Source organism: Sphingomonas sp. 1185, from assembly GCF_040544655.1.
In the GTDB taxonomy this organism is placed as follows: Bacteria; Pseudomonadota; Alphaproteobacteria; order Sphingomonadales; family Sphingomonadaceae; genus Sphingomonas.
The window spans coordinates 1-11,734 of the sequence record NZ_JBEPKL010000016.1; the positions used below are offsets into that span (position 1 = coordinate 1).

An 11,734-nucleotide genomic window follows, 5' to 3' on the forward strand; every position below is an offset into this window, starting at 1 on the left:
GGCCGGCTCCCGGCCGCCGCCCCCCCCCCGCCCCCCCCGCCCCCGCGGCCGCGGGGGCGCCGCCCCCCCCCCCCCCCCCGCTTCCGCAAACGCAAGGCCAGTGGCGACGCCCCACCCCAACCCCTCCCCTGAAGGGGAGGGGCTTGCTCGGGATACCCCCATGTCATCTTTCAACCGCTCTATGACCTCGGCCAAGCACCGCCTCCTCATCCTCCTCGCCGTGGCGATCCTCGCCCGCGTGGCCACCTTCGGCAATCCGGTGGTCCATGTGGACGAGGAGTTCTACTTCTTCACCGGCCATTCCATGTGGCAGGGCGCTTGGCCCTTCGTCGATGTGTGGGACCGCAAGCCGATCGGGCTGTTCCTGCTCTATGCCGTGCCCGCCGCATTCGGGTTTCCGGCGGGCATCTGGGCCTATCAGGCGATGGCGCTGGCCAGCGTGGTCGCGACCGGATGGCTGGTCGCGCGGATGGCGGAGCGACTCGGCTGGGGCGCGGGCGCGACGGCGGCGGGCATCGCCTATATCCTGTGGCTCGGCCTGCTCGGCGGACAGGGCGGGCAGGCGCCGGTCTTCTACAATCTGCTGATGATGGGCGCGGCCTGGGCGATCCTGGAATCGGATCGGCGGGGGGTGCGCAGCCTGGGGCTGGCCGCGATGGCGCTGGTCGGATTGGTCCTCCAGATCAAATATTCGGCGCTGTTCGAGGGGATGGTCTTCGGCCTCTGGCTGCTGGGCGGCGAGTGGCGGCGGAGCCGGAGCCCGGTCGCGCTGGTCCTGTACGGCGCGGCGCTGGCCCTGGTGTCGCTGGTCCCGACCGCGCTGGCGGCGGGCGTCTATGCCGCGATCGGCCAGTGGGACGCGTTCCTCTACGCCAATTTCCTGTCGATCTTCCACCGCAACCCCGATCCCCTGCCCGAGCTGGCGGGCAATCTGGCACAGATGGTCCTGATCCTGTCGCCGGTCGTGACGCTGGCGGTGCTGGGCCTCAAGCGCGCGACGCATAATCGGGAGCATGGCTTCCTGGCGGTCTGGCTGGCGGCCGCGATCGTCGGCGTGCTGCTGTTCCGGCCCTGGTTCGACCATTATGGCCTGCCCATCCTGCTGCCCGCCTGCACCGCCGCCGCCGCGATGCTGGGGCGCGAGGACTGGCGGCGGCGCTACACGCCCGCGCTGCTGCTCACCGCCGCGCTGGCCGGGCAGATCGTGCTGGTCGCGCTGCGCCACGAGCGGGGCGGCCTAGCCGAGTTCGCCGCACTGTCCCAGGCGGTCGGCAAGGGGCCGGGATGCCTCTATGTCTATTCGGGCAGCACCATGCTCTATGTCGCGACCGAGCGCTGTACCCTGTCGCGCTATATCGTGCCCGCGCATCTCAGCCGGGCGCGCGAAGCGGGCGCGACCGGCGTCGACCAGGATGCCGAGATCACCCGGATCCTCGCCCGGCACCCCGCCGTGGTCGTGATGCGCCCGCCCTATAATGGCGAGCGTCCCGCCGCCCATGCCCGCATCATGGCGGCGATGGCGGACGGATACCGGCTGGCGGCGAAACTGCCGATGGGCAATGAGATGATCAGCGTCTATAAATCCACGCGATGAAACGCCTTCTCGCCTCGATCCATGACGTGTCCCCCCGGTTCGAGGGGGCGGTCGATGCGCTGTTCAACCGGCTGTCGGGCCATCTCGGCGGGCCGCGCCTGGCCATGCTGGTCATCCCCGACCATTGGAACAGCGCGCCGATCGCGCCTGGCACCCCCTTTGCCACGCGCCTGCGCGACTGGGCGGACATGGGGATCGAGATGTTCGTCCATGGCTGGTCGCACAAGGACGACATGGTCCACACCGATCAGAAGACCGCGCTGAAGGCCAAGCACATGACCGCGGGCGAAGGCGAGTTCGTCGGCTTGCCCCACGCCGAGGCGCTGCGCCGGATGAAGCGCGGCACCGCGCTGATCGAGGACATTATCGGCCGCCGCGCGACCGGCTTCATCGCGCCCGCCTGGCTCTATTCGGATGAGGCGCGGGCGGCGCTGGGCGATGCGGGCTTCGGTCTGGCGGAGGATCATTTCCGCGTCTGGACGCCCGCTGATGGCCGGATCGTCGCGCGTGGGCCGGTCGTCACCTGGGCGAGTCGCTCGCGCGGGCGGCAACTGAGTTCACTCGCCGCCGCCGCCGTACTGCGCCACGGCCTGCGCCCGACGCCCGTCGCACGAGTTGCGGTCCATCCCGGCGACAATGGCGTGCCCGCGCTGCTCGACAGTATCGACAAGACCTATTCGCGGCTGGCGAAGACCCATACACCGTCGCGCTATGCGGATTTGCTGGCGGCCTGACGCCACCAGCCCCCAACCTCCGTTCACGCTGAGCGAAGTCGAAGCGCACGCCCGGCGCTTGCACATAGGGATTCCCGTGGCCTTCGACTACGCTCAGGCTGAACGGGGGTGGGAAAGCGAGCCTCAGGCCGCTGCCCGCTCGCCCATTTCCCCGTCGAGCAGCCGCTGGTAGCGCGCGATCAGCGCCTCGGCATGGTCGCGGTCGCTGAACACCTTGCCCGCCGCGACGCGCGCGGCGTTGCGCAGGACGCGCTGGTCGCGCGACAGGAGCCGCTCGATCGCCTCGGCGCAGGCCGCGCCGTCGCGGGCGCGGAAGGTCTCGGCGAACAGCGGATTGGCGACCTCGGCGCACCCGCCATAATCGGGCACCACCAGCGGCAGGCCCGAAGCCAGCGCCTCCGACGCCACCAGGCCGAACGTCTCGGTCTCGCACCCATGGACCAGCGCGTCGCAGCTGGCCATGATCCGCGCCAGGCGCGGGCGGTCATAGACCGGGCGGAACAGGCGGATATGCGGGCTGCCCGCGATCCGCTTCTCCAGCGCGCGGCTGGCGACGCCGCCGCCGATCAGGACCAGCCCGACCGGACGGCTGGAGGCCACCCGCTCGACCGCGTCGATCACCATTGTCCAGCGCTTTTCGGGGTGATGCCGCCCCAGCCCCAGCAGCAGATGCGCATCCTCGGGCAGCGCGCACTGCGCCAGCAGCGCCGCACGCAGCCGTTCGTCGCGGTGGTCGGGCGAGAAGAAATGCCGCTCGATGCCCAGCGGGATCCCCTCGTCCACCCGCACGCCGCGCTTGCCGAGTCGCTTGACCAGCGCCGGGCCGTTGGACAGCACCAGGTCGTAATGGTCGAGGAAGCGGTTCATGTAGCGGCTGTACCAGCTGAACCAGTCCTCCACCCGCTCCTGCGCGACGATGCCGTCCAGCCAGCGGACCGGATAGGTGCCGACATTGTCGTTGTGCATGAAGAAGACCTTCTTCGCGCGCCCCTGCCAGTTGGCGACGAACCAGGCGGGCTTGGCGGGCGACGACACCTCGACGATGTCGGGGTCCAGCTCGTCGAGCAGGCGGCACACCGGCGCGCCGTCCCAGAACATGCCGTAATTGGTGTCCAGGATCAGGCGCGGCGCCTTGATATAGATGATCTTGCCGCCGCCGGGACGCTCCTCGACCATGTCCTCGGTGCCGGGGGCCAGGACGATCAGTTCATGGCCCATCTCGGCCAGGATCGACATCTTGCGGTCGATATAGGTCCGCACCCCCCCGCCGGTGGGCGAGTAGAATTCGTTGACGTCGACGATACGCATCGTCTTCCCCTTATTCGACCGGGCCGAAGCCGCTCAGGCCCCGCAGATATTGGGCGCGAATGGTCACCGTCGCCACCCCCGACGGCACGTCGATCAGCGCCGATTCGAGCGGCGGCTTGCGGCGGCCCAGCTTGGTGTTGGCCGGGAAGCCCGCGCCGTCGCTCCAGAAGTTGAACTTGTTCTTGCCATCGCGGTCATGCGTGAACAACAGCGCATAGCGGCCCGGGCGCGGCACCCGGATGCACATCGCGATCGGCCCGCCGCCCGTCGGCGTCGGCACCTGGACGCGGCGGAACGTCTTGCCCGCGCGGACCAGCACGCCGTCGTCCGCCAGGAAATCCTCCTCGTTCGCCGGATAGAGTTCGAGCTTCAGATTGCCCTTGCGGTCCTTCAGCCCCTCGATCCGGGCCAGGATCGCCGGGCCGCCGCCGCCGGTGCAGGCCGCCGCATCGCTGCCCAGCACCTGCGCGCCCGCCGCCTGCGGCATCGCCGCCAGCACGACCACCGTCACCGCCATCATCTTCATCACGCGAATCATGCGCGCACCTTCCGAACCAACGCCGTCAAACCGAACCCGGCGATCAGCACGACATGGACCAACAAAGTTAGCGCCGCGGTGAACGCGATCAGTTCGCTCAATTCCTGATCCTGCCCGATCAACAGGATCGCGAAATTGGCGAAAAGAAGGTCCTTGTTGGGCACCAGCGGCAGGCGCGAGACGAGCAGCCGCGCCGCCGACAGGAACAGCCACATGCCGAGCGACACGCTGGGCATCCCGTAATGCCAGGCGAGCGCCACCAGCAGCGAATTGGCGATCAGGCGGACGCAATGGACCATGAAGACCCACCAGAGCGTCCTGCGATCGAGCGAGAAGACCCGGCGCGAGAAGATCAGGAAGGGCAAGGAGGTCGCCATGACGATCGCGATCGATCCCCAGACCAGCCGCAACTGGTCGGCGGTCAGCAATTCGCGCCCGACCGGCAGCGCCAGCCCGATCATCAACAGGGTGATCGCATTGCCCGCGATCGCCGACAGGATGCCGACATCCTTGACCGCGCCGAAGGGCGCCGCGACCATCTTCGCATGGGCGCGCGCCCAGGCATAGAAATAGGCCTCGCCCGAATAGCTGAACGCGACCTCGTTGGCGATCCGCTTGCGGATCAGCGCGGCCATGCCGCTGATCGGAATGCCCCACAGCCGCCGGAAGATGATGTAGTCGCCGATCGGCAGCGCCATGTAGAGGCCGAAAAAGACGACATAGAACATCGGATTGGCCGGCACCGAATGGCTCAGCCCGACCAGTCCGCGCCCCAGCAGCTCATGCCCCAGCCCCACGATCATGGCGAGCGTCAGCGCCCCGCCGATGATGGCGGGCCAGCGGCTCTTCACGGTCTTCAGCGGCTCCAGCGCGGCCATGTCGCGCGCCACCGGTCCGCTCGTCGCAGACGGGATCGCCTGTTGCGGGGTCATGGGATCATCTCGTTCATTCTGCACGTTAGGGAGATTCCTCGGCGGCGGCGCGCCGGCGGCGCCCGCTAACCTCAACACTGCTTTCTCGCACCTGAATAAGAATTCATCTCTGTCCGGTGATTGTGTCCACCATAGGGCTGATCCTGACATAATTGAGCGACAAGCGCCGATTATCGCCGCATCCCATTGTCGCCATCGTCCCCGTGGGAGCCCATGCCAGCCGATCATATCCTGACTTACGCGCTGGCGATGCGCGGCGGCGTGGAAGCGGCGCTGGGCCGGATGTTCCAGGGTTGGCTGGACCGCGGCCGCCGGGTGACGCTGGTGCTGGGCGAGGAAAGCGGCCAGTTCCAGGCGGGCGTGCCGATGGGGGTCGAGACGGTGACGCTGGGGCATCAGAGCTATGCCGGGCTGTGCACCACCCTGCCCGCGATGATCGGGCGGATGCGGCCCGACATCATCTTCTGCCCGGGCAACCATTATACCAGCATGGCGGCATGGAGCCGGTTGCGGCTGGCCGGGGCCTGCCCGCCGATCGTCGCCAAGATGTCGAACGCGGTGGATCGCGGCGACCATCATCCCGTCCTCGCCTGGGGCCAGCGGCAATGGCTGGCGCGGCACCGGCTGTTCCTCGACGCCTTGGTCGCCATGACGCCCGCCACCGCCCGCGCGGCGCAGGATGCCACCGGGCTGTCGGTCGCGGTCATCCCCAACCCGCCCGCCGCGCTGCCCGACCTGTCGCTCGACCGGCCGCGTCCGCCCGGCCGCCGGATCCTGGGCGTCGGACGACTCGAGCCGCAGAAGCGCTGGGACCGGCTGATCACCGCGATGACGCATCTGCCGCCCGACATCGGGCTGACCATCCTGGGCGAAGGCAGCCTGCGGCCTGCGCTGACGGCGCAGATCGCCGCGCTGGGCCTCACCGGCCGCGTGACGTTGCCGGGACACAGCGCCGACGCCCCCGCCGCGATGGCGGCGGCGCAGGTGGTGGCGTTGGCGTCGGATTATGAAGGCGTGCCCGGCGTGCTGCGCGAGGCGCTGGCGGTCGGGACGCCGGTCGTCGCGACCGATTCGAGCCCGGCGGTGCGCGAGATCGTCCGCGACCCTGCGCTGGGCACCGTCGTCGCGCGCGAGGATCTGGCGGGGCTGGTCGCGGCGCTACGCCACTGGCTGGACCCGGTCGCGCCGCGCCCCGATCCCGTGCCGCAGCCGGGGCAGGATTCGCCCGACCGCTATCTGGCGCTGTTCGATTCGATCGTCACCGCCCGGCACAACCGTCAGGCGCTGGCGTCAGGCAATGTCCGCTTCGGCGCGCGCGCTGTCGCCGTCGCGCGCCGCCTCGCGCTCCGACCGGCGCTGTAGCGCGGACTTGGCCATCGCGGTCATCGGGTCGGCCAGCGCCAGCCCGAGGATGCCGAACAGCGCGCTCGCCATGATCTGGGTCGACAGGGTCAGCGCGGGGGGCAGGTCGACCGTCCGCTTGGCGACCATCGGCACCACGACATATCCGTCGAAGGTCTGCACGACCAGATAGGTGCCGATCGCCCAGAAACCGGCATCGGTCCCCGCCGAAAAGCCGACCGCGATCATCAGCGTGCCGGTGATGATCGCCCCGATATTAGGGATGAAGGCCAGGATGCCCGCGATGATGCCGAGCAGCAGCGCCATCGGCACGCCCCCGATCATCAGCGCGATGCCGGTCAGCACCCCTTCCACCGCCATGCCGAGCAGCCGCCCGGCGAGCAGCTTGCGCAGCGTGCCCATGACGCGCGCCTGGGTGATCGCGAACTCGGGGCGCGCGGCGCGCGGGACCATCCATTGCAGGCCGCGCGCATAGCCCTCCGGGTCCATCGCCAGGAACAGCCCGATGATGAGGATCATGAACGCCGAGGTGATCGCCCCGACCGCCGTACCCACCCATGAGGTCAGCCGCCCAATCGATCCCAGCGACTGTTTCACCAGCCCGTTGATGTCCGAGGTGCCGGGCATCAGCCCCTGCGACGCCAGCCATCCGGTCAACCGCCCGACCTGGGTCTCCAGCGTCGAGCGAAGCTGCGTCACCTGCTGCGTCATCTCGACGCCCGTCAGGAAGAAGGTGCCGAACAGGAACGCCGTCACCGCCAGCACGACGATCAGCAGCCGCCAGCCGCGCCCGATCGGCAACACCCGCCCGAGCAGCCGCACGCCGCCATCGAGCAGCGTGGCGAAGACCAGCCCGGCAAAGATCACCAGCAGCGGCTGAACCAGCAGCACCGCGATCGCCATGGCCGCGATCAGCCCCAGCCAGATCGCCGCGCGCGTCAGCTCCCGCCGGACGAAGCCCTCGCGAAACTCGATCGGTGCGGGGGCGTCGGTCAGCGGGGCCGGGTCGGTCATGGCGCTCAGTCCGCCTTGGCCGGATGCAGCGAGGTGCCCGCCCGGCCCGAGCGCAGCGATCCCCACCAGGTCAGCGGGTTCAGCGTCGCATCGCCGTCCAGGCTGAACGTCACGAACTCGGCGCGGCCGCCGATATTCTCATAGGGCACCGCGCCGCCCAGCCCCAGCTCGGCCAGCGAGAAGCGGCTGTCCGCCGAACGGTCGCGATTGTCGCCCATCAGGAAGACATGATTGGCCGGAATGGTGATCGGACCATAATTGTCGCCCGGGCTCCAGCCCAGCTCGACCGTGTCGTAGCGGCGGTTGTTGGGCAGCGTCTCGGTCACGATCGGCAGGTGGCAGACCCATTGGCCGCTCGCAAGCCGCACCTTGGCTCCGTCGCCATAGTCGGACGCGTTGCACGGGCTGTTGGTGTCGACCGGGATGTCGACATAATGGAGCGGCCCGCGCTTCACCGGCTGGCCGTTCAGGATGACGGTGCCGTCGCGCACCTCCAGCCGGTCGCCGGGCAGGCCGATGACCCGCTTGATATAGTCGTTATGCGTCCCCGGCGGGGTCACGATCACCACATCGCCGCGCGTCGGCAGCGAGCCGAAGAGACGGCCATGGATGAAGGGCAGCTGGAAGCTCCAGCTGTCGGTCGGCTGGTGCAGCACGACCGATTTGAAGATCGCCACCGGATTGGGGATGGTCGGCGAGACGAAGGACCAGCCATAGGCGAATTTGCTGACGACCAGCCGGTCGCCGACGCGCAGGCCCGGCAGCATCGATTCGGACGGGATGTAGAAGGGCTTGGCGATGAAGCTGTGGAAGCCCAGCACGATCAGCAGCAGCCAGAACAGCCCCTTGACCTCGGACCACCAGTCGGTGCGCTTCCTGGGTCGGGGCGCGGAATCCGACGGCTGCGGCCCCGGCTGGTCCGTGGGCGAGCCCTGGTTGGTATCCAACACCGCGTCCTTCATGCGGAAACTTCCGGTCTTGCCTCGATCACCACAAAGGCCTGCGCCCAGGGGTGATCGTCGGTCATGGTCAAGTGAATATGCGCGACGTGGCCCGGCGGGGTCATCGCGTCAAGTCGTTCGCGCGCGCCGCCGGTCAGCACCAGCGTCGGCGCGCCGCCGGGCCGGTTGACGACGCCGATGTCGCGCATGAACACGCCCTGCGCGAAACCGGTGCCCACCGCCTTGGAAAAGGCCTCCTTGGCGGCGAAGCGCTTGGCGTAGGTTCCGGCGCGGGTGAAGGGGCGTTTCGCCGCCTTGGCCTGCTCCACATCCGTAAAGCAACGCGCCTCGAACCGGCCGCCATGCCGGTCGAGCGCGGCCTGGATGCGCTCGATATTGCAGAGGTCCGAACCCAGGCCGATGATCACGCCCATTCCTCCCCTGCAAGGGGAGGTGGCAGGGCGCAGCCCTGACGGAGGGGTGTCACGGTCTGCGAGGTCATGCCTCTCTCGCCAGTGGGGACACCCCTCCATGCTTCGCATGGTCCTCCTCCCTTGGCAGGAGAGGAATGGGAAAAGGTGATCACCGCGCCACGTCCATCGCGGCGCGCATCTTGCGGACCACTTCGGGCAGGCCGACGAACACCGCATCGGCGATCAGGAAATGGCCGATGTTCAGCTCGCGCACCTGCGGGATCGCCGCGATGGGGGCGACATTGTCATAGGTCAGGCCGTGACCGGCATGGACCTCGATCCCGTTCTTGGCGGCCAGCGCGGCGGCGTCCGACAGGCGGCGGAGTTCCGCGGTGCGGTCCTCGCCGTCCAGCTCGGCATAGCGACCGGTGTGCAGCTCGACCACCGGCACGCGCAGGGCCAGCGCCGCCTCGATCTGGCGGGGATCGGGTTCGATGAACAGCGAGACGCGGATGCCCGCCTCGCCCAGCTGCGCCACCATCGGGGCCAGCCATTCGCGCTGCCCGGCGGCGTCCAGCCCGCCCTCGGTCGTGCGCTCCTCGCGCTTTTCGGGGACGATGCAGGCGGCGTGCGGGCGATGCTTCAGCGCGATGGCCAGCATCTCCTCCGTCGCCGCCATCTCCAGGTTGAGCGGCACGGTCAGTTCGGCCGACAGCCGCGCGATGTCGTCATCGGTGATATGCCGCCGGTCCTCGCGCAGATGCGCGGTGATTCCGTCCGCCCCCGCCTCGGCCGCAAGCAGCGCCGCCTTGACCGGATCGGGATAGCCCGCCCCGCGCGCGTTGCGCACGGTCGCGACATGGTCGATATTGACCCCCAGCCGCAGATGCCCGCTCATGCCGCCGCGCGGCTCCCCGGCTTGATCGCGGGGATCGCGGCCAGTTCGGGTGGCAGATCGTCGGGGCTGTAGCTGGGCACGTCGAGCCGGATCAGCGGGAAGAAGGGCACGCCCAGATCGGCCGCGCCGTTGGACCGATCGACCAGCGAGGCCGCCGCGATCGTCTGCCCCCCTTCGCGCGCGATGGCGGCGATCGCCTCCCGGCTCGACAGCCCGGTGGTGACCACGTCCTCCATCATCAGCACCTTTTGACCTGCATCAAGCCGGAAGCCGCGACGCAGGTGGAAGGTTCCCTCGGGCCGCTCCAGAAACATGCCCGGCACGCCCAGCGCGCGCGCCATTTCATGGCCGACGATCACGCCGCCCATCGCCGGGGCGACGACCGCGCTGATCTGCGCCCTGATCTCGGCCGGGATCTTGGCCGCCACCGCCTCGCACAGCCGCGCCGCGCGCGCCGGGTCCATCAGGACGCGCGCGCATTGCAGATAGCGGGGGCTGCGCAGGCCCGAGGACAGGATGAAATGCCCCTCGAGGAGCGCCTCGGCGGCGCGGAACTCGGCAAGGACGTCGTCATCGGTCATGCGGGGCAACTCCGGCAGGTCGTTATCAGATGACCCGGCCTCATAGGATCGCGCCTGCGCGGGCGCAATCATGGTCGCGACAGCTATGGGTTGAGGGGGCGCGGTCCCGTGCTATAGTCCATCTAACAAGAACGACATGACGCCCCGCCCGCGACCCGTCGGACCACGATGGGCGGGCGAGGGAGATGGGAGACGAGAGCGGGATGAGCGAGGCCAAGCGCATGTCCGGACCCCGGAGGATGAGGATGCCCAGACGGATGAAGGCGATCGCGATCGCCGCCGGGATGGGATGCGCCGCGCTGTCGGGAACCGCCCTTGCGACTCCGGCCGCGCCCACCCGGCCCGTCCCCCAGGCTGCGGCCGAGGGTGCGGGTGTCGCCAACACCGCGCCGACCAGCGCCGCCGCTCCCGCCACCGCCGCCCCGACCAGCCCGCTGCTGGCGCAGGACGGCGCACCCGCGACCACCATCGACCCGCAGGTCGGCCTGCCGATCGACGGCCGCATCGGGCTCCAACCGCAGGTGACCAAGAACGGCGAGTTCGCGCACTGGATGCACAATGGCGTGCTGGTGCCGGTCATCACCGCGATCTGCGTGCTCGTCCTGCTGCTGCTCGCCTGGGTCGTCTTCCGCTATCGCCGGGCCGCCAATCCGGTGCCGTCCAAGACCAGCCACAACACGCTGGTCGAGGTGCTGTGGACGCTGGGCCCGGTCGTCGTCCTGGTCCTGATCGCCATCCCCTCGATCGGGCTGCTCCAGGCGCAGTTCAAGCCCGCGCCCGCCGGTGCGGTCACGCTGAAGGCGATCGGCAACCAATGGTATTGGACCTATCAATATCCGGATCATGGCGGGATCGAGATCACCGCCAACATGCTGAAGGAAAAGGATCAGGTGGCGCCGGGTGAGCGGGCGCGCACCGATGCCGACGGCCCGCGCCTGCTGGCGGTGGACAATCGCATCGTCCTGCCCGTGGGCGTGCCGATCCGCCTCATCACCACCTCCAACGACGTCATCCATAGCTGGGCGATCCCGGCCTTCTGGATGAAGCTGGACGCGGTGCCCGGCCGGTTGAACGAGACGAGCTTCACCATCGAGAAGCCGGGCCTGTATTTCGGGCAATGTTCGGAACTGTGCGGCGCGCGCCATGCCTTCATGCCGATCGCGGTGCAGGCGGTGCCGCGTGAGCAGTTCGCGGCCTGGGTCGCGGCCAAGGGCGGCAAGATGCCGGGTTCGGCCGCTCCCTCCTCCTCGGTCATTCCACAGCCCGGGGCCGAGGGTTCGGCCGCCGAAGCGGCGCAGGCCAATGCCGCCGACGCGGTGACGGGTCCGGCCGAAAACGCCTCCACGCCCGCCCAGTCCCCCTCTTCCGCGCAAGGCGCCACCGGCAATCCGGCGGGCCCCGGCAACGCTGGACAATAAG

Annotated in this window: 12 protein-coding genes; 4 read left to right on the forward strand and 8 right to left on the reverse strand. The window is 69.2% G+C overall.

What is annotated here, in order from left to right; translation table 11 throughout:
* Positions 1-160: 160 nt before the first annotated feature.
* The gene (locus ABIC44_RS11855) at positions 161-1,594 is read left to right on the forward strand and encodes a glycosyltransferase family protein (RefSeq protein WP_354295615.1); all 1,434 of its coding nucleotides are present in this window, start codon (positions 161-163) and stop codon (positions 1,592-1,594) included.
* Positions 1,591-2,328: a DUF2334 domain-containing protein gene (locus tag ABIC44_RS11860; RefSeq protein WP_354295617.1), complete on the forward strand. Its 738-nt coding sequence runs from the start codon at positions 1,591-1,593 to the stop codon at positions 2,326-2,328. Before ABIC44_RS11855 ends, ABIC44_RS11860 begins: the two co-directional genes overlap by 4 nt.
* A 123-nt stretch (positions 2,329-2,451) precedes the next feature.
* On the opposite strand, the gene ABIC44_RS11865 is transcribed toward ABIC44_RS11860, so the two are convergent.
* From ABIC44_RS11865 to ABIC44_RS11875, 3 genes are read right to left on the reverse strand one after another with little or no spacing between them, the layout of a single operon-like run.
* On the reverse strand, positions 2,452-3,636 hold the full coding sequence (locus tag ABIC44_RS11865; protein WP_309690923.1) for a glycosyltransferase: 1,185 nt from the start codon (positions 3,634-3,636) through the stop codon (positions 2,452-2,454).
* Between the two features lie 10 nt (positions 3,637-3,646).
* Positions 3,647-4,174, reverse strand: a complete 528-nt coding sequence (locus ABIC44_RS11870) for a DUF2141 domain-containing protein (RefSeq protein WP_354295619.1) — start codon at positions 4,172-4,174, stop codon at positions 3,647-3,649.
* Entirely contained in the window at positions 4,171-5,106 is a 936-nt protein-coding gene (locus tag ABIC44_RS11875) for a hypothetical protein (RefSeq protein ID WP_354295620.1), read from the reverse strand. The genes ABIC44_RS11870 and ABIC44_RS11875 overlap by 4 nt, the downstream gene beginning before the upstream one ends.
* A gap of 213 nt (positions 5,107-5,319) precedes the next feature.
* Between ABIC44_RS11875 and ABIC44_RS11880 the strand changes: the two genes are divergently transcribed.
* Entirely contained in the window at positions 5,320-6,468 is a 1,149-nt protein-coding gene (locus ABIC44_RS11880) for a glycosyltransferase (protein WP_354295622.1), read from the forward strand.
* On the opposite strand, the gene ABIC44_RS11885 is transcribed toward ABIC44_RS11880, so the two are convergent.
* The 5 genes from ABIC44_RS11885 to pyrE all read right to left on the reverse strand — a co-directional run bounded on the left by ABIC44_RS11885 (position 6,397) and on the right by pyrE (position 10,315).
* Positions 6,397-7,482 (reverse strand): AI-2E family transporter, encoded by a 1,086-nt coding sequence (locus tag ABIC44_RS11885; RefSeq protein ID WP_354295624.1) that lies wholly within the window; start codon positions 7,480-7,482, stop codon positions 6,397-6,399. The genes ABIC44_RS11880 and ABIC44_RS11885 overlap by 72 nt on opposite strands.
* A gap of 5 nt (positions 7,483-7,487) precedes the next feature.
* A complete protein-coding gene (lepB, locus tag ABIC44_RS11890; protein ID WP_309690930.1) occupies positions 7,488-8,444 on the reverse strand; it encodes a signal peptidase I in 957 nt (318 codons plus the stop codon).
* A complete protein-coding gene (gene acpS / locus ABIC44_RS11895; RefSeq protein WP_309690932.1) occupies positions 8,441-8,851 on the reverse strand; it encodes a holo-ACP synthase in 411 nt (136 codons plus the stop codon). The genes lepB and acpS overlap by 4 nt, the downstream gene beginning before the upstream one ends.
* 154 nt (positions 8,852-9,005) lie before the next feature.
* Entirely contained in the window at positions 9,006-9,734 is a 729-nt protein-coding gene (locus tag ABIC44_RS11900; RefSeq protein ID WP_354295627.1) for a pyridoxine 5'-phosphate synthase, read from the reverse strand.
* Positions 9,731-10,315, reverse strand: a complete 585-nt coding sequence (gene pyrE / locus ABIC44_RS11905) for an orotate phosphoribosyltransferase (RefSeq protein ID WP_354295629.1) — start codon at positions 10,313-10,315, stop codon at positions 9,731-9,733. Before pyrE ends, ABIC44_RS11900 begins: the two co-directional genes overlap by 4 nt.
* 257 nt (positions 10,316-10,572) lie before the next feature.
* On the opposite strand from pyrE, the gene coxB reads away from it, so the two are divergent.
* Entirely contained in the window at positions 10,573-11,733 is a 1,161-nt protein-coding gene (gene coxB, locus ABIC44_RS11910; protein WP_354295630.1) for a cytochrome c oxidase subunit II, read from the forward strand.
* Position 11,734: the final 1 nt, after the last annotated feature.